This window comes from Aminobacter sp. GW821-FHT11F06 (genome assembly GCF_058808215.1).
This window is the reverse complement of sequence record NZ_JBXARL010000004.1, coordinates 162,257-182,584: the sequence shown is the minus strand read 5'-3', so window position 1 is coordinate 182,584 and position 20,328 is coordinate 162,257. Positions and strand designations below refer to the sequence as shown.

The following is a 20,328-nucleotide window of genomic DNA, read 5'->3' as shown; positions in this document are numbered from 1 at the left end:
CGGGAGGATTTCGAGCGATGCCCAAACGGCCAGCCTACGCCGCAAACGACCAGGATAAGGACGAGCGCTACCGGGCGCCGGCGCTCGACAAGGGGCTCGACATTCTGGAGTTGCTGTCCGAGCAGCCGGGTGGGCTGACGCGCGCCGAAATCGTCAAGGCGATGGGCCGGGGGCCGAGCGAGGTCTACCGCATGCTCGAACGGCTGGTGGCGCGCGACTATGTCAGCCGCTCACCCGAAGGCGACCGCTACGCCCTGACCATGAAGCTTTTCGTTTTGGCGCACCGGCATCCGCCGGTGCGGAGGCTCGTCGCGCGAGCGCTACCGCTGATGGATGGTTTTGCCAGCGACGCCGGCCAGTCCTGCCATCTGGTGGTTCCGGAAGGTGGCGCGGCACTCGTTGTCGCGCATGCCAGCTGCCCCGGCAATTGGGAATTCGGCATCCGGATCGGCGCGCATATCGACCTGTTGGCGACCGGTTCGGGCCAGACCCTGCTCGCCTTCCAGGACGAGCACTCCCAGGCGGAAGCGACGATACGCTGGGAAGGAACCAAGCTGGCAATCGCCCGGGCCAAACTCGAGCCGGTGCTCGAAGGCTACCGCAAGGACGGCCACCGCATCGCCGAAAGCCAGCAGATCAGGGGCGTCGACGACATCTCCGTACCGATCCTGACGCCCGACGGCTATGCGATTGCGGTGCTGACCTGTCCCTATATCCAGCGGCTGGACGACGCCCAGGCCAATATCGACCAGACGCTCGTTTTGCTCAAGGACGTCGCGGCGAAGCTGTCGCTGTCTTAGTCCGCAGACGCCAGCACTTGGGAATACCCCCACCCCTAACCCCTCCCCACAAGGGGGAGGGGGATATTGAAGCTTAGCGCTGCCCCTCACCCTTACCCTCTCCCCGTGAAAAACGGGGAGAGGGGGGCGTCAGCGTTGCGGCAGCGTCCCTTCTCCCCGTCATTACGGGGAGAAGGTGCCGGCAGGCGGATGAGGGGCGGCTCTACGTCGGTCGCAAATGCACTAAGCGTCCGGCGGGACGACACCCTTGCGGACGGCGAAGTCGGCGTAGAAGCGGCGCTCCTGGGTCTGGATGACGGCGTAGGCCTTCCTGGCGCGTTCGTAGAAGGCGAAACGCTCGATGCCGACCATCTTGGTTCCGGTGCCCGAGATGAGCTTCTGCACCTCGCGCTGAACTTCGGGGAGTTCGTCCGGCTTGCCGACGACCTCCATGCGGCCGAAGGCATCGTCGACGAAGGTATCGACAGGCATCACCGAAAGCACCGCCTTCATCACCCGGACAATGTCGGCGTCGATGCGCAGTGGGCGGCCAAACACGGTCTGGCGCGAGATCGCTTCGGCCGGGAAATTGGCGTCGGCGATGATCAGGTCATCGCCATGTCCCATCGAGCGAAGCACGTAGAGCACGTCGGGGCCGAGCAGTGGATCGATGCCGAGTAGCATGGGCGGATACCTGATGACGCGGGTTGCTGATCGGCTGCAATGTGCAGGCGCGCGCGGCAACAGGCAAGCGAAAGCCTTGGCTCAAGGCTCGCGGACAAAACCCTCGCTGGCGACCAGAAGATTGCGCGTATAGTCCTTGGTGACATTGCGGGAGGCGAGATCGCCGGCTTCGAGCCGCTCAACCTCCGCGCCACTTTGCATCACCATCAGCCGCTCGCACATATGGGTGATGACGCCGAGGTCGTGGCTGACCATGACGAAGGTCAGCTTGCGGTCGCGCCGGATCTGTTCGAGCAAATTGAGCACTTCGGCCTGCACCGAGGCGTCGAGCGCCGATGTCGGCTCGTCCAGCAGGAGCACCGAAGGTTCGAGGATCAGCGCGCGGGCAATCGCCACGCGCTGGCGCTGGCCGCCTGAGAGCTGGTGCGAATAGCGGAAGCGGAAGCCGGAGCCGAGACCAACCTCGTCAAGCGCGCGCTGGATGCGTTTGTCGATGTCGGCAAAGCCGTGGATCGCCAATGGCTCGAGCAGCAGCCGGTCGACCGTCTGGCGCGGGTGCAGCGAGCCGTAAGGATCCTGGAACACCATCTGCACCTGGCGGTAGAATTCCTTGTCACGCGTCTTGCCGAGGCGCTTGCCGCCGACGTCGATGGTGCCCGAGGTCACGGGTGCCAAGCCTGCGACGGCGCGCAGCAGCGTCGACTTGCCGGAACCGGATTCGCCGACAAGGCCGAAGGATTCGCCCTGGGCAACTGTCAGGCTCACATCCTTGAGCGCGATGAAGTCGTCATAGACGACGCGCAGGCGATCGATGGAAAGGGCAGGGGTCAAAGCAGCCACTCCGGCTGGCGGTCGAGCACGGGCAGCGGGTGCCGGCTCGTGCCGATCTTGGGCATGCAGTTGAGCAGGCCTTGCGTGTAGGGGTGCCTGGCGTGCGACAGCTCGGAGGCCTTGAGCTCCTCGACGACCTTGCCGGCATACATGACGATCACCCGGTCGCAGAAAGTCGAGACCAGGCGCAGATCGTGCGAGATGAAGATCAGCCCCATGCCACGGTCGATGACCAGCCGGTCGAGGATGCGCAGAATGTCGAGCTGGACGGTGACGTCGAGCGCCGAGGTCGGCTCGTCGGCGATCAGAAGCTCAGGGCCGGCGATCAGCATCATGGCGATCATGGCGCGCTGGCCCATGCCGCCCGACACCTCGTGCGGGTAGAGGTCGAAGACGCGCTTGGGGTCGCGGATCTGCACCGCCGAGAGCATGTCGAGCGCGCGCTCGCGTGCTTCCGACTTGCCGATCTTTTCATGCGTGCGCAGGGTCTCGACGATCTGCCGGCCGATGGTCATGACAGGATCGAGCGAATATTTCGGGTCCTGCAGGATCATGGCGATGCGATTGCCGCGCAAGGCCCGCCGTTCTGCCGCCGATGTCTTCAAAAGGTCGATGCCGGCGAATTCGAGCCGCTTGGCCTTGATCTCGGCCTGCTGCGGCGTCAGCCCCATGATGGCGCGGCCGGTCTGCGACTTGCCCGAACCGGACTCGCCGACGATGCCGAGCCGCTCCTGGCCGAGCGCGAAGGAGACGCCGCGCACCGCCTCCACCACACCTGTGCGGGTGGGGAAGGAAACGCGGAGGTCGTCGACATGCAGCAGCGTGCTCATTGGCCACCGCTGCGTGTGTCGAGTGCGTCGCGCAGTCCATCGCCCAGCAGGTTGAAGCCGAGGCTGACGATGAGGATGGCGGCACCGGGAGCGGCCGCGACCCACCACTGGTCGAGGATGAAGCGGCGGCCCGAGGCGATCATCGAGCCCCACTCGGGAAGCGGCGGCTGGGCGCCGAGCCCGAGGAAGCCTAGGCCGGCGGCGGTCAGGATGATGCCGGCCATGTCGAGCGTGACGCGCACGATCAGCGAGGAGATGCATAGCGGCATGATGTGGCGCACCACGATACGCATTGGCGAGGCGCCCATCAGCTTGACCGCCGAGATGTAGTCCGAGCTGCGCAACGTCAGCGTTTCGGCGCGCGCGATGCGGGCATAGGGCGGCCATGAGGTCAGCGCGATGGCGATGATGGCGTTGCCGATGCCGGGTCCAAGCGCCGCCACAAAGGCCAGCGCCAGCACCAGCTTGGGGAAGGCGAGGAAGATGTCGGTGATGCGCATCAAGACCGCATCGACCCAGCCGCCGGCATAACCAGCGGCGGTGCCGACCAGCAGCCCGACCGGGGCGGCGATGATGGCGACCAGCGCCACCACCTGCAAGGTGAGGCGCGAGCCGTAGATCAGCCGCGAGAGGATATCGCGGCCCTGGTCGTCGGTTCCAAGCCAATACTCGGCACTGGGCGGCATCAGGCGCGCATTCTTGAGGTCGCCGATATAGGGCGAGTAGGGCGCGAGCAACGGCGCGAAGGCGGCAATGAGCAGCAGCGCCAGGATGATGAACATGCCGACGACGGCGAGCTTGTTTGCAGTGAAGCGGCGCCAGGTCAGATAGGCTTGGCCAAGCCGTGCCTGCAGGCGCGACTGCGGCCTGTCGGTCAAAAGCCATTCGCGGCGGGTCATAACAGCGTCGCTCATCGTATCCGCGTCCTTGGGTCGAGCAGGCGATAGAGCAGGTCGGAGAACAGGTTGAGCGCGATGAACACCGAACCGATGACGATCGTGCCGCCCAGGACCGCGTTCATGTCGGCGTTCTGCAGCGAATTGGTGATGTAAAGGCCAAGGCCGGGCCAGGCGAAGACCGTTTCGGTCAGCACCGAGCCTTCGAGCAGGCCGGCGTAAGACAGCGCGATCACTGTGACCAGCGGCACAGCGGCGTTGCGCAGTGCGTGGCCCCAGATGATGCGGGTTTCCGACAGGCCCTTGGCGCGGGCCGCAACGATGTATTCCTGGCTCAACTCGTTGAGCATGAAGGAACGCGTCATGCGGCTGATATAGGCGAGCGAGAAATAGCCGAGCAGCGAGGCCGGCAGGATGATGTGGGCGAAGATGTCCTTGAATGCCGCCCAGTCGCGGTTGAGGACCGCGTCGAGCAGGTAAAAGCCGGTGATCGGCGTGAAGGTATATTCGAACACCACGTCGATGCGGCCGGGGCCGGCGGTCCAGCCGAGCCGGGCGTAGAACACCAAAAGCGCCAGAAGCCCGAGCCAGAAGATCGGCATCGAATAGCCGATCAGGCCGATGATACGCACGATCTGGTCGGCGAGGCTGCCGCGCTTGACGGCTGCCAGCACGCCGAGCGGGATGCCGAAGGCAGCACCAATGATGGTGCCGACGGTCGCCAGTTCCATGGTCGCGGGAAAGACGCGGCGGATATCGGCCATGACGGCGTTGGTGGTCAGAACCGAGGTGCCGAAATCGCCCTGCAGCACACCTTTCACATAGAGGTAGAACTGCTGGTAGTAGGGCAGGTTGAAGCCCATTTCGATGCGGGTGCGCTCAACGACATGGGCAGGTGCCCTGTCGCCGACGATCGCCAGCACCGGATCGATGGGAACAATGCGGCCGATGAAGAAGGTGACGGCCAGAAGGCCGAGATAGGTCGTTGCCACGATCACCAGGAAACTGGCGATCGAGCCTGCGATGGCAGAGGCGCGCCTGTTGGCGCGCCCCGCTTGCGTCTGGTTTTCCATGCTGCTCAACGGATCGATCCTTTTCGGATCAGTCCTTGGTCACGGGAGCGACGAAGTTGGAGTCGAAGTTCGGCCCCAGCTTGTAGTTCTTGACGTTGCCACGCAGGCCGGCGACCTCGGTCTGCTGGAAGATCATCACGAACGGGCTGGTGTCGAGGGCCGTCTGCTGCAACTCCTTGTACATGGCCGCGCGCTTGTCGTTGTCACGCTCCAGAAGGGCAGCCTTGGTCTTCTCGGTCAGTTCCGGCACGTCCCAGGCATTGCGCCAGGCCAGCGTCTTCACAGTGCCGTCGTCGGCATTGTTGGGGTTGGAGGTGAAGGTCTCGGCGTTGGAATTCGGATCCCAGTAGTCCATGCCCCACTGACCGATATACATGTCGTGGTTGCGGGCGCGGTACTTGGTCAGCGTCTGCTTGCCGTCGCCGGGAATGATCTCGACCTTGACGCCGGCTTCGCCCGCCGTCTGCTGGAAGGCTTCGGCAATGCCGGTCACCGGCTGGCTGTTGCGCACATCCATGGTGACGGTGAAACCGTCCTTCAGGCCTGCCTTCTCCAGCAGTTCCTTGGCCTTGGCGACGTCGAACTTGAACGGGTTCGAGTCGAGCGCGCCGAGCACACCCTTGGCCTGGTAGGTCTGGCGGATTTCGCCGATGCCCTTGATCAAGGTCGAGCCGATTGCGTCATAATCGACAAGGTACTTGAGCGCCTGGCGCACTTCGGGCTTAGCCAGGTTGGGGTTCTTCTGGTTGAGGCTGATGTAATAGACCGTGCCCTTCGGCGCGCTGGTGGTGGTCATCTCGGCGTTCTTCGAGATCGCCTCCAGATCGCCCGGCTCGAGATTGCGGGCCACGTCGATGTCGCCGGCTTCGAGCATCAGACGCTGGGTCGCGCTTTCCTTGACGTGGCGATAGATGACGCGGGCAAGGGTAGCCTTTTCGCCGTAGTAGTTGTCGTTGCGCTCAAGCACGAGAATCTCGTTGGCGCGCCAGTCGCGGATCTTGAACGGACCCGAGCCGGCATAACCGGTCTTGAGCCAGCCATTGCCGAAGTCGTTGTCGAACTTGTATTCGTCGGTCGGCGTGACCGGGGCGACGTGTTCGAGCACCAGCTTCTTGTCCATCACCGCGCCGACAGTTGCCGTCAGGCAGTTGAGCACGAAGCTCGGTGCATAGGACTTGTCGACGGTGAAGACAAAGGTGTTGTCGTCGACGGCCTTGGCCTTGTCAGCGACATTGTCCTTGGTCAGGCCGAACTGGGTGAGGATGAAGGCCGGGCTCTTGTCGAGCTTGACGACGCGCTCGAACGACCAGGCGACGTCAGCGGCGGTGATCGGGTTGCCCGAGGCGAACTTCAGGCCGGGCTTGAGCTTGAAGGTGTAGACCAGGCCGTCGTCGGAGACGGTCCAGCTCTCGGCGACGCCGGGGCGCACCTTGGTGGTGTCGCTGACGTCGAGGCGGACAAGCATGTCGTAGGCGTTGCCGAGGAATTCGGCAGGGCTGAGCTCGAAGGATTCAGCCGGGTCGAGCGTGATGGTGTCGTCGATGGCCCAAGCCTGGACCAGCGTGTCGGCCGGTGTCACCGCAAGCGCGGGTGAAGCGAAAACCATCGCCGACAAGGCAGCGCCTGCAAGCATCAGGCGGAAATGCCCGTTCATTTTACCAATCATCATTTTTTCAGTTCCCCAAGTTGACGAATTATTTGTTGTTAGGCCGCCGTTTCGTGCCAGGCAGAGCGCAAGACCCTCAGCCAGTTGTCACGGCATATTTTCGCCAGATCGGCGTCACCATAGCCAGCGTTCCCAAGGGCCGCAACGAGCTTCTGGAGCCCGGCGGCATCGCCGATCTCTCCCGGTACGGTACAGCCGTCGAAGTCCGAGCCCAGCGCCACGCCGTCGATGCCGACATGTTCGACCAGATAGTCGACATGGCGGATCATTTGGGAGAGCGGGGTGTCGACGTTCTTTGCGCCATCCTCGCGCAGCATGGTGACGGCGAAGTTCAGCCCGACCAGGCCGTTGCTTTCGCGCACGGCGGCGAGCTGCTTGTCGGTCAGGTTGCGGCTGATCGGGGTGATCGCATGAGCGTTGGAATGGCTGACGATCAGCGGCTGGTCGGACAGCTTGGCGACGTCCCAGAAACCCTGTTCGGTGATGTGGGCGAGATCGATGGCGATGCCGATGCGATTGCATTCCTTGACCAACCGCTTGCCGGCTTCGGTCAGGCCGGGGCCGGTGTCGGGGCTTGACGGGAACGCAAATGGCACGCCGTGGCCGAACACGGTGTTGCGGCTCCACACCGGGCCGAGCGTGCGCAGGCCGGCGGCGTAGAACACGTCGAGCGCGGCGAGATCGGCGTCGATCGCCTCGCAGCCTTCCATATGCAGCACGGCGGCGAACTTGCCTTCGGCGCGGGCTGCATCGATGTCGGCGCCGCTGCGGCAGATCTTCCAGCCGCCGGCCCGCTCGATCCTGAAGGCGATCGAAGCCATGTCGAGGGCGATGTCGAGCGAAGGCGCGCGTTCGAGCGGCTTGCACAGCGGAATGGCATAGTGCCCGTTTTCGTCGCGCACCTCGTCGGGCATGTTGGCCGAGGTGATGTAGATCGCGCACAGACCACCGGCGAGACCGCCCTTTTTGGCGCGGAGCATGTCGATATGGCCCAGCTTGGTGCCTTCGATGAACTCCGCCACCGGGTCCGCGCCCTTGGCGGCGTTGTTCCACAACCGATAAAGCACGTCGTTGTGGCCGTCGAAAATTGCCTGCATTACCTACCCCTGTCTGCGGCGCAGTTGGATGATGTGCGGCAGGGCAAGTCAACCTGTCCCCAGGGGTGAGCTTTGCACTGGGGCCGCAAATCCGCTTGGTCCTGCTGTCCAGGACCAACAGGAATCTCGGCCTGGACCATTAGGGCGCGGACATATAATTCACGCCCCGAAAACGCACGGAAATTTCGGCTCGTGGTTCCGGCCGGCGGATGGCTGCGGGTGACCTTGCGGCAGCCTGCGTCCCTGTACGGCATTGAGTTCTGAACAAAATTTGTGCAGGCCACCACAGGCGGCCTTCAGGTCGCTCGCCAAACTGCAAATCCATTGATTAGGTTAGGAAGTTTATATGTCAGAAGTCAGTCTTCTCGATCATGCACTCGTGCGCCTCGACGAGGCGGCAAAACACCTGAACGTCGACGCCGACGTTATCGAGAAACTGAAATTTGCCCGCGAGACCACCAAAGCCCGTCTGATGATCCGCATGGACGACGGCTCGCGCAAATCCTTCATCGCCTGGCGCTGCCGCTATGACGACACGCGCGGACCGACCAAGGGCGGCATCCGCTTCCATCCGGAGTCGACCGCCGACGAGGTCGAGATGCTGGCGTTCTGGATGACCTTCAAATGCGCCGTGATGAACCTGCCCTATGGCGGCGGCAAGGGTGCCGTGCAGGTCGACCCGCGCAAGCTGTCCAAGGCGGAGCTGGAACGTCTTTCCCGCGCCTACATCCAGGCTTTCGCCCGCATCATCGGTCCCGACCGCGACATCCCGGCACCCGACGTCTACACCAACTCGATGATCATGGGCTGGATGGCCGATGAGTATGCGCAGATCGTCGGCCAGGCTTCGCCTGCCGTCATCACCGGCAAGCCGCTGGCGCTGGGCGGTTCGCTCGGCCGTGGCGACGCCACCGCGCGCGGCGGCTTCTATCTCGTGCGCCACCTCGCCGAAGAGCTCGGCCTCAAGGGCAGCCTGCGCATCGCCGTGCAGGGTTTTGGCAATGCCGGCCAGCACATTGCGCGCCTGCTTGCCTCGGACGGCCACAAGATCGTCGCCGTTTCCGATTCCGAAGGTGCGGTGCAGGCGGCCAACGGGCTCGACCTCGACCGACTCTTCGTTGCCAAGGACAGCGGCCGCTCGGTCGTCACGACCGCCGGCCACGCCGGCCATGAACTGCTCGACGGCAATGCGCTTGTCGGCGTCGATTGCGACATCCTGGTGCCGTCGGCGCTGGAGAACATGATCCGCATCGACAATGCCGACCAGGTCAAGGCCCGCATCGTGCTCGAATTGGCCAACGGCCCGGTCACCGCGGAAGCCGATGCCATCCTCGAGAAGAAGGGCATCGTCGTCCTGCCCGACATCCTGGCCAATGCCGGCGGCGTCACCGTCTCCTATTTCGAATGGGTGCAGAACCGTCAGGGTTACTACTGGCCGCTCGAGGAGATCCACGAGCGCCTGCGCACCATCATGGAACGCGAGGGCCGCGCCATCTGGGACGTCGCCAAGGCCAAGGACGTTTCGGTGCGCACCGCAGCTTACGTCCATGCACTCGCACGTCTCGCCGAGGCGATCGAAGCCCACGGCACGCAGAACTATTTCGCGAGCTAAATTGGTCACGCCGCCGGATCGAAATGGTCCGGCGGCGATCTGGTCCGCACTTTCCAGTTGAAGCGCCAAGTTCGCGGGCGTAGGGCTTCCGCCCTGAAATCTCCCACAACCCTTGCCTTTCCAGGCGGAACCGGCGGCCCGACAATGTCCTTCATTCCCGATTGGTCGACCATCATCCAGTTTGCAATCGCGACCTTCATCATCGCGATCACGCCTGGACCCGACATGACATTGTTCGTCGGCCGGGCGCTGTCGGAAGGCCGCAAGGCGGGCTTTGCCTGCATGGCGGGTGCGATGACCGGCATCGTCTTCCACACCACGCTTGTGGCGCTCGGGCTGTCGGCGCTGATCGTCGCCTCGCCGCAGGCCTTCATGGCGCTCAAGATCGTTGGTGCCGGCTATCTCGTCTGGCTCGCCTTCCAGGCGATATCGAAGGGTTCGGCCTTTTCGCCCGACACGACCAAGCGGGCGCCGCGCTCGGTGTTCCAGAACTGGGCGACCGGGCTTGGCATCAACCTGCTCAACCCCAAGATCATCCTGTTTTTCATGACCTTCCTGCCGCAGTTCGTGTCGGCCCACGACACCAACGCGCCGGGAAAGCTGTTCTTCCTCGGCGCGATGTTCATCATCCTGTCGCTGCCGATCACAGCACCGATGGTGATCGCCGCCGACAAGTTCGCCGGCCTGCTCAAGAAGAGCCCGCGCGTCACGCGCATCGTCGACTATCTGTTCGCGGGCGTGTTTTCAGCCTTCGCGCTGAAAATCCTTACGGCGCAGGCGAAGTAGGCCTGGGACCCAGGACACCGGCAAAGCGGCCGGTGACGAACCAGTAGGCGATGCCGCCGATGAGGCCGCTGCCGATGATCGAGACCGGCAGCAGCGGGTCGCGGTAGGCGAAGCTCGGGTCGCCTGCCTGGTAGGCGAAGCCGATGAACACCAGGGCAACGAAGCCGCCTGATAGCGCATAAAACAGCCAGTCGCGCTTGCCCAAAAGTTCGGCCAAAAGCATGACGACGACCGCCGGCACGAAGGCGAAATAGGCGACGAACAGCGCGGTGAAGGGGATGGTGAAGACCATCGACCCGGTCGCCACCTCGGGCGGGATTTCGGCGGCAATCAGGCCGGCTGCACCGAGGAAGACCACATTGAGGAAAGCGCTGGCGGCAAGCGACGCCGCGAGATAGCCCAGCACCATATGGGCGAATTTGCCGAGATAGAGCAGGAAGCGGCTCACGCCTCGCCGTGTCCCGCGATCATCATGGCTTCGAGCGCCAGGCGCTCGGACTTCTTCATGCGCTCGGATTCCGACTTGAGCTGGCCGCAGGCGGCGAGGATATCGCGGCCGCGCGGGGTGCGGATCGGCGAGGCATAGCCGGCATTGTTGATGTAGTCGGCGAACTTCTCGATCGTCTCCCAGTCCGAGCACTGGTAGTTGGTGCCGGGCCATGGGTTGAACGGGATCAGATTGATCTTGGCCGGTACGCCGCGCAACAGCTTGACCAGCGCCTTGGCGTCCTCGAGGGAATCGTTGACGTCCTTGAGCATCACATATTCGAAGGTGATGCGGCGCGCGTTCGACAGGCCGGGATAGGTTCGGCAGGCCTCGATCAGATCCTTGAGCGGGTACTTCTTGTTGATTGGCACCAAGAGGTCGCGCAGATCGTCATTGGTGGCATGGAGCGAGATCGCCAGCATGACGCCGATTTCTTCGCCGGTGCGGAAGATTTCCGGCACGACGCCCGAGGTCGACAGCGTGATGCGGCGCTTGGACAGCGACAGCCCGTCGCCGTCGGACGCGATCAGCAAAGCCTTCTTGACCGCCTCGAAATTGTAGAGCGGCTCGCCCATGCCCATCATGACGATGTTGGAGATCTTGCGGCCTTCGGCCGGCACGATGGCACCGTCGGGCGTGTTGCGGTCGGGGAAGTCGCCCAACCGGTCGCGTGCCGTCATCAGCTGCGTCAGAATCTCTTCCGCCGTCAGGTTGCGCACCAGCTTCTGCGTGCCGGTGTGGCAGAACGAGCAGGTCAGCGTGCAGCCGACCTGGGACGAAATGCACAGCGTGCCGCGCCCTTCCTCGGGGATGTAGACGGTTTCGATCTCGACGGGGCGGCCGGCACCACGCGGCGGAAAGCGGAACAGCCACTTGCGCGTGCCATCGGAGGAAATCTGTTCCTCGACGATCTCGGGACGCGCGATGGTGAAGTGCTTGGCCAGTTCGGCGCGCAGGTCCTTGGAGATGTTGAACATGTCGGCGAAGTCGGAGACGCCGCGGACATAGAGCCAATGCCACAGCTGCTGGACACGCATCCTGGCCTGGCGTTCGGGAACCGTACCAGAGGCGATCAACGCTTCGGCAAGCTCCTCGCGGGTGAGGCCGATCAGCGACTCCTTGACGGGCGCGGCCGCACGGGCGCGCAACGCGTTGCGGGTGGCATCGGTGGTGAGGTCGAGCGAAAGGGTCATTCGGGCTCAGATCGGTTGATATCGCGGCATATGTAGGATTTTGGGGCGACATATCACAGGTCTGTCGCCACGTCACGTTTTGGCGGCCATGCATTTGTGCCGCAGCTTTGCAGTCTGTTAGGCATTGGCCACGATGCTGGGCCGATGAGCAACATCCTCCATATCGTCCTGGTGGTGCTCGCCGTCAACATTGCGGCGTTCGTAGCCTTCTGGCGCGACAAGCGGTTGGCCCGCAATGGCGTGCGGCGTATCCCTGAGAAAACCCTGCTTTGGCTTGCATTCGCCGGCGGCAGCATCGGCGCGGTCGCGGCCCAGCATTTGTTCCGGCACAAGACCCGCAAGGAGCCGTTCCGGTCGCGTTTGTACCGTATCGTGCTGTTGCAGGCGGTTGCGATCACCGCCCTGGTTATCTGGCTGATCGTGCCGCACTGGGTGTCTGGCCTGCTCAATGCACTGAGCGGCGCGGTGGTTTCGTAGGTTTCCGCAATAAAAAAGCCGGGCGACCCAATCGCCCGGCTTTCGAAACACGTATCGAATGCGCTTACTTGCAGGTGGTGATCGACGTCAGCGCGGCCGAAATGCCCTTGAGCGAGAAGACATAGCTCGTCGGGTTGCCGCGGCCCGACTTGGCCTGGACCTTCATGTCGGTTCCGCCTTTCATGGCGGCGATCAGGGCCGGCTCCTCGGCGGCGTTCTCGACCCAGGCCGACTTGCCCTTGGTGAACATCGAGAAGCTCTTGCCGTCGATGGTGACGGAGACCTTGGAGTTTTCCTGGAAATTGTAGCCGGCAATGAACTGCGGCTCGAACGAGACCTTCTGGCCCGGGCGCTGGCTGACGAAGAAGAACATGTCGCCATGGTCGAGCGTCGGCGGCTGCTTGTCGGTCGGCACCGTCAGCACGTAACAAACCTTGCCGTTCTGTGCCTGGTAGCTGTAGGTGCCCCAGGCGTTGTGCTGACCGATCTTGGTCGCCGACTGGGCGAGTGCCGGCATTGCCGACACGGCAAGCACCAGACCCGAAATTGTAGCTATCAAACCGCGCATCGCTTTTCCTGTACCTCAAATGGAGCGGGGCAGGCCGACTGCGCGCCCGCCCGTTCGCTTCATTTTGATTTAATCTGGGTTACCAAAGGGTGAATGACCTCGCATAAAGGACATTCACCGCATGGAGCCCCGCCTAACTGCCTGTCGTGCAACAGGCAACTTGTCCCTGATGCGGTTGAAAACCACGAAAACGGCAAGAGTTTGACTTTTCGTTTCAGGATGAAACAGGCGGGCCCCGCGTCTTACCAGTCCTGCGACAGCGCTTCCTTGGCGGCAAGCCGGTGCGCCGGCGTCATATGGGCGCGCACGGCGGTGATCGCCGCTGTCAAAACGGCGATGTCGTCGGTGAAGCCGAGGCCGAGGATGACGTCGGGGATGGTGTCGACCGGCAGGATGAAATAGCCGAGTGCTGCCAGAAGGATACCCTTGGCACGAAGCGGGGTCTCCTTGTCGAGCGCGCAATAATAGGCAGCGACCACCTCTTCCATGAAGGGCACATGACGGGCGGCGCGCTTGGCGGTGCGCCAGAATTTGTCGCGCACTTCGCCCTCGCTTGGCGGCGCATCGTTCATGCCGTCGCGGAAGCCGTCAAAGCCAGGGAACTTCACCATCCAGACAGACTCCTTTGTCCGAACCCGTTTGCCATGGATGTGGGAAGGTTACCGTTCCGCTGCAAGATGCCGTCCTCAGGAACCGAAATAGCTGTTCATGCGCTTTGCCAGCTTGATGTCGAGCTCGGTCAGCCCGCCGGCATCATGGGTGTTGAGCTTGACGTCGACGGTCTTGTAGACGTTCGACCAGTCGGGATGATGGTCCATCTTCTCGGCGGCAAGTGCTACGCGGGTCATGAAGGCAAAGGCCTCGCTGAAATTCTTGAACACGAAGCTGCGCGACATCGACAGCCCGTCGGCGGCAAGTGTCCAGCCGCCGAGCTCGGCCAGGGCCTGGTTCAGTTCGGCAGGTTCAAGTTTCTCTCTGGCCATTTCATGCTCCCGTGGGTATCGAAGTCTTTCCTCACCAGCATAGCGCGAGAACGATGAGCGAGAAGCCGGTAAAATCCATCCTTTTCGTCTGCCTCGGCAATATCTGCCGTTCGCCGCTGGCCGAGGGCGTGTTTCGCGCCGTGCTTGCCGAACGTGGCCTGGAAGCCGATTTCACGATCGACTCGGCCGGCACCGGCGGCTGGCATGCCGGCTCGGCGCCCGATCCGCGCTCGATCGCGGTCGCGGCCCTTCATGGCATCGACATTTCAGCGCAGCAGGCGCGCAAGGTTGTGGCGGGCGATTTCGCGCGCTTCGACCTGATCCTTGGCATGGACCGCTCGAATGTCGACGATCTCAATGCGCTGTCACCGCAGGCGGGCAACGGGCGCGTCGAACTCTTCCTCGGTCATGCCACGGGCCGGGCACAAGATGTGCCCGATCCCTATTATGGCGGCGAAGACGGGTTTGTTGCGGTCTACCGCATGATCTGCGAGGCCTCGGAGTCGCTCGTCGACCGACTGGCCGCGCGGGCATCGGCGCCATTGAGCGGCCACGCCTCCTCGACGATATAGGGGCCGCCGCCGACCGAGTCGCGCGACGACATCAAGACGAAGCGGCCGACGCGGAAGGGCAGGGTGGAAAAATTGCCGCGTGCCGACAAATAATGCGCGACGTCGAGCGGGCTGGTGTTCCGCAGCCGCGCCAGCGTGACGTGCGGCGTGAATTTGCGCGGATCAGACGGCAGGCCAAGGCGCTTGCTGATGCGTTCGATCTCGCCCTGTAGTGCATTCAGCTCCGGCGAGGGTGTGACGCCGGCCCAGACCGCATGCGGCTTTTTCTGCCCGAACGCGCCGACACCCGACAAGGTGAGCGGGAAGCCGGGCCGGTCGACACGGTCGAGCGCGTCAACGATCTCGTCGGCGACGTGGCCTTCGATATCGCCGAAAAAACGCAAGGTGAGGTGGTAATTCTCGACATCGATCCAGCGGGCGCCGGGTAGACCGCCCCTGAGCAGGGACAGCGATAGAGCGGCATCACGCGGAATCTCGAGGGCGGTGAAAAGTCGCGGCATGGCCAGGCTCCCTTCCTCGAATCGCAATCCGTAGCCTCAGCGAATCATCGATCGCCTCGGTGGGCAAGAGCTTTGTTCAGCACTTGCTGTTTCAAAGCCACCGTTGCTTGTGAAGTGTGGCGGCGTTGCATGGCGAGTTCATTGGGTGCCAATCGCCTTTTCCACAGTCGGCAACGCACGTTCGACCATCCGATCGACACCCGCTGCGTTGGGGTGCATGCCGTCTTCGAGCAACAGCGAACGGTCACCGGCAACGCCATCGAGGAAGAACGGATAAAGCGGGACGCCGTATTTCTCCGCCAGTTTCGGATAGATCGTCCCGAACTGTTCGCCATAGGCGTGACCGAGACTGGGCGTAGCGACCATGCCGGCGAGCAGCACCGGGATATTCCGCTCCTTGAGCCGGGCGAGCATCTTGTCGAGGTTCTGCTCGACGAGGGCTGGGTCGATACCGCGCAGCATGTCGTTGGCGCCGAGTTCGAGAATCACCAGCTGCGTGCCTTCTGGCACCGACCAGTCGAGCCTGGACACGCCGCCGCTCGTGGTATCGCCCGAGACGCCGGCATTGGTGATCACCACATCGTGACCGCGGGCGCGTAGCGCTGCCTCAAGTTTTTCTGGAAAACCCTCGCCAGGGCCAAGGCCGTAGCCGGCCATCAGGCTGTCGCCGAATCCAACGATGCGAAATGGCTCCGCCGACGCCGGCGCACCAAGAGATGCCGCAAGCATGAACAGGGCTGCGGCGAATAGTTTTTTGAAAACCATGAATTAGACCCGATATGACGAAGACGGTCCCCGCCCAACAGTTTTCATATAGGACAGATTTGCCGTGACAGAAGCAGTCATCGAACTGAGAGACGTATCGCTGACGCTCGGGACCGGGGCCTCATCCGTGCATGTGCTGAAAGGCGTGAGCCTCGATGTTGCTGCCGGCGAGGCGACCGGCATCGTTGGCCCCTCGGGTTCCGGCAAGTCGACGCTGCTGATGGTCCTGGCGGGTCTGGAGCGGGTCGATTCGGGAACGGTACAAATCGCCGGCGAGTTGCTCAATGGCCGCAGCGAAGACCAGATCGCCTCGTTTCGGGGGCGTAACATCGGCATCGTGTTCCAGTCGTTCCACCTGATTCCCAACATGACGGCACTGGAAAATGTTGCCGTGCCGCTCGAGCTGGCCGGCAAGCGCGACGCTTTCGCCATCGCCGAACGCGAACTGGCGGCTGTCGGCCTCGCCGATCGCGTGACACATTACCCGGGCGAGCTTTCGGGCGGCGAGCAGCAGCGCGTGGCGATTGCCCGGGCGCTTGCGCCCGAGCCGCGCATCCTGATCGCCGACGAGCCGACCGGCAATCTCGATCAGGCGACGGGCCGCCAGATCGCCGACCTGCTGTTTGCCAAGGCCGCCGAGCGCGGCATGACGCTGGTGCTCGTCACTCACGATCCCGCCCTTGCGGCGCGTTGCGACCGGCAGGTGGCGATGCGCTCGGGGCGGATCGAGACGGCAGAGGCTGCCGTCGACGCAAAGAAAATGCGGGCTTAGGCGATGTGTAGCGTTTCTTCGCACCCCCCTCTGGCCTGCCGGCCATCTCCCCCGCATGGGGGGAGATCAGCCTTCATCTCCGCTTTCGCCAACCGCAAACGGTGCAGGACGGATGCCAAAGGCGACGCTGCTGATCTCCCCCCTTGCGGGGGAGATGGCCGGCAGGCCAGAGGGGGGTGGGAAGATACGCAGGCGGTCCAAGGTTCTGCCTTCAGCATTTCGGTGCTCGCATGCTGAAAGACCTGCCCCTTGCCTTCCGCTTTGCCTCGCGTGAAATGCGCGGCGGCCTGCGCGGCTTTCTTATTTTCCTGACCTGCATCGCCCTTGGGGTGGCGGCGATCGGCGGGGTCAATTCGGTGGCGCGGGCGATTACCGCCGGCGTTGCCAGCGAAGGCCAGGCGCTGCTCGGCGGCGATATCCGCTTCCAGCTGATCCAGCGCGAAGCGACGGACAAGGAAAAGACCTTCCTCGAAAGCCTCGGCACCGTGTCGCACAATGCCGGCATGCGTTCGATGGCGCGGCTGGAGGACGGTTCGGACCAGTCGCTGGTCGAGGCCAAGGCCGTCGACGGCGTCTACCCACTTTACGGCGCGCTGGTCACCGAGCCGGTCCTGCCGCGCGACGAACTGTTTGCTGAAAAGGCGGGCGCTTTTGGTGCCGTGGCCCCGGATTTGTTGTTCGAGCGCCTCAACCTGAAGCTCGGCGACCGCATCAAGCTCGGCGGCTCGACCTTCGAGCTCAGGGCAAAGCTGATCACCGAACCCGACGCGGTCTCGGATGGCTTCGGCTTTGCGCCGCGCTTGCTGGTTTCGATGGAAGGCCTGAGCGCTTCCGGTCTGATTCAGCCCGGCAGCCTTGTCGAGCATGCCTACAAGATCCGCTTGCCGGTGGGCACGAGCGAGGCTGAAGTCAACGCCGTTCGCGAACGCGCCAATGCCGAATTCCCGGAGGCCGGCTGGAGCGTGCGCACCCGCAGTAATGCCGCACCGGCACTTTCGGCCAATATCGAGCGCTTCACCCAGTTCCTGACGCTGGTCGGGCTGACCTCGCTGGTGGTCGGTGGCGTTGGCGTGGCCAACGCCGTGCGCGCCTATCTCGACGCCAAGCGCGGCGTCATCGCCACCTTCAAAAGCCTGGGTGCCTCGGGCGGCTTCGTGCTTTCAGTCTACCTCATCCAGATCCTGCTGATAGCAACCGTTGGCGTCGTCATCGGCCTCGTGCTTGGCGCAATGATGCCGTTTGCCGCAAGTGCCGCACTCCAGTCGGTCATCCCGGTGCCGGCCGAAGCGGGCATTTATCCCGCAGCGCTCGCCATGGCTGCACTGTTCGGCATATTGGTGACGCTCGCTTTCGCCATCCTGCCGCTCGGCCGCGCCCGCGATGTGCCGGCAACAGCACTGTTCCGCGAGATGGGGTTCGAGGGTCGCGGCCTGCCAAGGCTTGTCTATATCGCGACGGCGCTCGGCATTGCTGCGGTGCTGGCGCTGCTTGCCATCTGGTTTGCCGGCGACCGGCGCATTGCCACCATCTTTGTCGGCGCCACCGTCTTTTCGTTCCTGGTGCTGCGTGCCGTGGCGAGCGGCGTGCAGTGGCTGGCGCGCAAGAGCCCGCGCGTGCGTTCGACCGCCCTTCGCCTCGCCATCGGCAACATCCACCGGCCGGGCGCCTTGACGCCGTCGGTGGTGCTTTCCCTCGGCCTTGGCCTGACGCTTCTTGTGACGCTGGCGCTGATCGACGGCAATCTGCGCCGCCAGATCGCCGGCAGCCTGCCGGAACGCGCGCCGAACTTCTTCTTCGTCGATATCCAGCCCGGCGAGGTCGACGCTTTCGCCAAATTGGTCGAGGCCGAAGCGCCTGGGGCCAAGCTGGTTCGGGTGCCGATGCTGCGCGGCCGCGTCATGGCGCTCAACGGCACCGACGTGCAGAAGCTCAACGTGCCACCGGAAGGCGCGTGGGTGCTGCGCGGCGATCGTGGCCTGACCTACGCCAAGAACATTCCCGAGAATTCGACGCTGTCGCAAGGCACGTGGTGGCCGGCCGATTATGCCGGCGAGCCGCTGGTGTCGTTTTCGGCACAGGAGGGGCGCGAGCTCGGCCTCAAGCTCGGCGACATGGTGACGGTCAACGTGCTTGGCCGCAACGTCACCGCCAGGATCGCCAATTTCCGCGACGTGCAGTGGGAAACGATGGGCATCAACTTCGTGATGGTGTTTTCGCCCAACACATTCGCCGGTGCGCCGCATAGCTGGCTCGCCACGCTGACCGAAGACAAGGCAGCACCGGCCGACGAATCACGCATCCTCAATTCGGTGACGCGCAGCTATCCGGCGATCACCACGGTTAGGGTCAAGGACGCGCTCGATGTCGTCAACCGGCTCGTCGCCCAGCTCGGCACGGCAATCCGCGCCGCAGCCGGCGTGGCGCTGATCGCTTCGGTGCTGGTGCTGGCGGGTGCGCTCGCTGCCGGCAACCGCGCCCGCGTCCACGACGCGGTGATCCTCAAGACGCTGGGGGCGACACGACGGACGCTGATCGCGGCGTTTTCGCTCGAATACATGCTGATCGGCCTTGCCACGGCGGTGTTCGCACTTGTCGCCGGCGGGGTCGCCGCCTGGTTCGTCGTGGCCCGAATCATGACGCTGCCGTCGCATTTCCTGCCCGAGGTCGCGGTGGCAACGATTGTCTTCGCCTTGGTGCTGACCGTCGGTTTTGGCCTGGTCGGGACCTGGCGTGTGCTTGGCCACAAGGCAGCGCCTATACTGCGCAGCGAGTAGGCGAAATGGCGCTTGGGGCTGGACTTCAACGACAATTGTATGAGAAATGTGCCCTCACAGTGGGTTTCAGGCCGTAACGGGCCTTGTTTAGACCAGAAAGAACCATCATATTTCGCCGGAGGCATGCTGGAGTCCCGCCAGCGGCGCCTGGGTTTCGGCCTGACACCCGACGGGGCAGAAGCAACAGAGGAAACCATGTCCGACTTTAGAAACTACCAGACGCGCGTGGCGACGGCAGGCAGCCGCACCGACGCGTCGATCGACGAGGGCCTGCGCGCCTATATGATCAAGGTTTACAACCTTATGGCGCTCGGTCTCGTCATCACCGGCCTGGCAGCGTTCGGCACGATGATGCTGGCGACCACCAACGATCCGGCCACCGCCGTCGCCACGATGGGCAACGGCAAGATGCTGACCAGCCTTGGCGTCGCGCTTTACGGCTCGCCGCTGAAGTGGGTCGTCATGCTGGCACCGATCGGCATGGTCTTCTTCCTGAGCGCCCGCATCCAGTCGATGAGCGTATCCGGCGCGCAGACCGCGTTCTGGGTCTTTGCCGGCCTGATGGGCCTATCGCTGTCGTCGATCTTCCTGGTCTATACCAGCGCTAGCATCGTTCAGACTTTCTTCGTGACCGCTGCCGCCTTCGGCGCGCTGTCGCTGGTCGGCTACACGACCAAGCGTGACCTGACGGCCATGGGCTCGTTCCTGATCATGGGCGTGTTCGGCATCCTGATCGCGATGGTGGTCAACATCTTCCTGCAGTCTTCGGCCCTGCAGTTCGCCATCTCGGCGATCGGCGTGCTGGTGTTCGCGGGCCTGACCGCCTACGACACGCAGAAGATCAAGGAGATGTATTTCGACGGTGACGACGTTCTCGTTTCCGGCCGCAAGGCGACCATGGGCGCACTCACGCTCTATCTCGACTTCATCAACCTGTTCTCCTTCCTGCTGTCGTTCCTGGGCAACCGCGAATAACAAGCTCT

At 63.5% G+C, this 20,328-nt stretch carries 22 protein-coding genes; 8 read left to right on the top strand and 14 right to left on the bottom strand.

What is annotated here, in order from left to right; all coding sequences use genetic code 11:
* Positions 1-17: 17 nt before the first annotated feature.
* Positions 18-800, top strand: coding sequence for an IclR family transcriptional regulator (locus AC1RTB_RS12295; protein ID WP_492878695.1), 783 nt, complete (start codon positions 18-20; stop codon positions 798-800).
* 222 nt (positions 801-1,022) lie between these two features.
* On the opposite strand, the gene AC1RTB_RS12290 is transcribed toward AC1RTB_RS12295, so the two are convergent.
* The 7 genes from AC1RTB_RS12290 to AC1RTB_RS12260 form a co-directional block, all read right to left on the bottom strand.
* A complete protein-coding gene (locus AC1RTB_RS12290) occupies positions 1,023-1,463 on the bottom strand; it encodes an RbsD/FucU family protein (RefSeq protein ID WP_492878697.1) in 441 nt (146 codons plus the stop codon).
* Between the two features lie 81 nt (positions 1,464-1,544).
* On the bottom strand, positions 1,545-2,294 hold the full coding sequence (locus AC1RTB_RS12285) for an ABC transporter ATP-binding protein (protein WP_492878699.1): 750 nt from the start codon (positions 2,292-2,294) through the stop codon (positions 1,545-1,547).
* Complete coding sequence (locus AC1RTB_RS12280; protein ID WP_492878701.1) at positions 2,291-3,124, bottom strand: ABC transporter ATP-binding protein; 834 nt, start codon at positions 3,122-3,124, stop codon at positions 2,291-2,293. Before AC1RTB_RS12280 ends, AC1RTB_RS12285 begins: the two co-directional genes overlap by 4 nt.
* On the bottom strand, positions 3,121-4,038 hold the full coding sequence (nikC, locus tag AC1RTB_RS12275; RefSeq protein WP_492878703.1) for a nickel transporter permease: 918 nt from the start codon (positions 4,036-4,038) through the stop codon (positions 3,121-3,123). Before nikC ends, AC1RTB_RS12280 begins: the two co-directional genes overlap by 4 nt.
* Positions 4,035-5,093 carry an ABC transporter permease gene (locus AC1RTB_RS12270; protein ID WP_492879022.1) on the bottom strand — a complete coding sequence of 353 codons (1,059 nt, stop codon included), beginning with the start codon at positions 5,091-5,093 and terminating at the stop codon, positions 4,035-4,037. Before AC1RTB_RS12270 ends, nikC begins: the two co-directional genes overlap by 4 nt.
* Positions 5,094-5,121: 28 nt before the next feature.
* Positions 5,122-6,759: an ABC transporter substrate-binding protein gene (locus AC1RTB_RS12265; protein WP_492879024.1), complete on the bottom strand. Its 1,638-nt coding sequence runs from the start codon at positions 6,757-6,759 to the stop codon at positions 5,122-5,124.
* A 38-nt stretch (positions 6,760-6,797) separates the two neighbouring features.
* Complete coding sequence (locus AC1RTB_RS12260) at positions 6,798-7,856, bottom strand: dipeptidase (protein ID WP_492878705.1); 1,059 nt, start codon at positions 7,854-7,856, stop codon at positions 6,798-6,800.
* Between the two features lie 346 nt (positions 7,857-8,202).
* Here AC1RTB_RS12260 and AC1RTB_RS12255 point away from each other — a divergent pair, with 346 nt between their 5' ends.
* Together AC1RTB_RS12255 and AC1RTB_RS12250 are read left to right on the top strand one after the other, a co-directional pair.
* On the top strand, positions 8,203-9,468 hold the full coding sequence (locus AC1RTB_RS12255; RefSeq protein WP_492878707.1) for a Glu/Leu/Phe/Val family dehydrogenase: 1,266 nt from the start codon (positions 8,203-8,205) through the stop codon (positions 9,466-9,468).
* 144 nt (positions 9,469-9,612) lie between these two features.
* Complete coding sequence (locus AC1RTB_RS12250; RefSeq protein WP_492878709.1) at positions 9,613-10,254, top strand: LysE family translocator; 642 nt, start codon at positions 9,613-9,615, stop codon at positions 10,252-10,254.
* Here the strand turns inward: AC1RTB_RS12250 and AC1RTB_RS12245 are convergent.
* Positions 10,235-10,702 (bottom strand): hypothetical protein, encoded by a 468-nt coding sequence (locus AC1RTB_RS12245; protein ID WP_492878711.1) that lies wholly within the window; start codon positions 10,700-10,702, stop codon positions 10,235-10,237. The two genes, AC1RTB_RS12250 and AC1RTB_RS12245, sit on opposite strands and share 20 nt — an antisense overlap.
* On the bottom strand, positions 10,699-11,934 hold the full coding sequence (rlmN, locus tag AC1RTB_RS12240) for a dual-specificity RNA methyltransferase RlmN (protein WP_492878713.1): 1,236 nt from the start codon (positions 11,932-11,934) through the stop codon (positions 10,699-10,701). Before rlmN ends, AC1RTB_RS12245 begins: the two co-directional genes overlap by 4 nt.
* 144 nt (positions 11,935-12,078) lie before the next feature.
* On the opposite strand from rlmN, the gene AC1RTB_RS12235 reads away from it, so the two are divergent.
* Complete coding sequence (locus tag AC1RTB_RS12235) at positions 12,079-12,411, top strand: DUF1294 domain-containing protein (protein WP_492878715.1); 333 nt, start codon at positions 12,079-12,081, stop codon at positions 12,409-12,411.
* Positions 12,412-12,475: 64 nt separating this feature from the next.
* On the opposite strand, the gene AC1RTB_RS12230 is transcribed toward AC1RTB_RS12235, so the two are convergent.
* From AC1RTB_RS12230 to AC1RTB_RS12220, 3 genes are all read right to left on the bottom strand, one after another.
* The gene (locus AC1RTB_RS12230) at positions 12,476-12,979 is read right to left on the bottom strand and encodes an invasion associated locus B family protein (RefSeq protein ID WP_476788153.1); all 504 of its coding nucleotides are present in this window, start codon (positions 12,977-12,979) and stop codon (positions 12,476-12,478) included.
* Between the two features lie 242 nt (positions 12,980-13,221).
* Complete coding sequence (locus AC1RTB_RS12225) at positions 13,222-13,590, bottom strand: YkvA family protein (protein WP_492878717.1); 369 nt, start codon at positions 13,588-13,590, stop codon at positions 13,222-13,224.
* Positions 13,591-13,665: 75 nt separating this feature from the next.
* The gene (locus AC1RTB_RS12220; protein WP_492878719.1) at positions 13,666-13,962 is read right to left on the bottom strand and encodes a 4a-hydroxytetrahydrobiopterin dehydratase; all 297 of its coding nucleotides are present in this window, start codon (positions 13,960-13,962) and stop codon (positions 13,666-13,668) included.
* A gap of 53 nt (positions 13,963-14,015) precedes the next feature.
* Here AC1RTB_RS12220 and AC1RTB_RS12215 point away from each other — a divergent pair, with 53 nt between their 5' ends.
* Positions 14,016-14,534: a low molecular weight protein-tyrosine-phosphatase gene (locus tag AC1RTB_RS12215; protein ID WP_492878721.1), complete on the top strand. Its 519-nt coding sequence runs from the start codon at positions 14,016-14,018 to the stop codon at positions 14,532-14,534.
* Here AC1RTB_RS12215 and thpR read toward each other — a convergent pair.
* Together thpR and AC1RTB_RS12205 are read right to left on the bottom strand one after the other, a co-directional pair.
* Positions 14,438-15,034, bottom strand: a complete 597-nt coding sequence (gene thpR, locus AC1RTB_RS12210) for an RNA 2',3'-cyclic phosphodiesterase (protein ID WP_492878722.1) — start codon at positions 15,032-15,034, stop codon at positions 14,438-14,440. The two genes, AC1RTB_RS12215 and thpR, sit on opposite strands and share 97 nt — an antisense overlap.
* 138 nt (positions 15,035-15,172) lie before the next feature.
* A complete protein-coding gene (locus AC1RTB_RS12205) occupies positions 15,173-15,799 on the bottom strand; it encodes an arylesterase (RefSeq protein ID WP_492878724.1) in 627 nt (208 codons plus the stop codon).
* A gap of 64 nt (positions 15,800-15,863) precedes the next feature.
* On the opposite strand from AC1RTB_RS12205, the gene AC1RTB_RS12200 reads away from it, so the two are divergent.
* The 3 genes from AC1RTB_RS12200 to AC1RTB_RS12190 all read left to right on the top strand — a co-directional run bounded on the left by AC1RTB_RS12200 (position 15,864) and on the right by AC1RTB_RS12190 (position 20,320).
* Positions 15,864-16,571, top strand: coding sequence for an ABC transporter ATP-binding protein (locus AC1RTB_RS12200; RefSeq protein WP_492878726.1), 708 nt, complete (start codon positions 15,864-15,866; stop codon positions 16,569-16,571).
* A gap of 230 nt (positions 16,572-16,801) precedes the next feature.
* Entirely contained in the window at positions 16,802-19,345 is a 2,544-nt protein-coding gene (locus AC1RTB_RS12195) for an ABC transporter permease (RefSeq protein ID WP_492878728.1), read from the top strand.
* A gap of 195 nt (positions 19,346-19,540) precedes the next feature.
* Entirely contained in the window at positions 19,541-20,320 is a 780-nt protein-coding gene (locus tag AC1RTB_RS12190; protein WP_492878730.1) for a Bax inhibitor-1/YccA family protein, read from the top strand.
* The last annotated feature ends 8 nt before the right edge of the window (positions 20,321-20,328 follow it).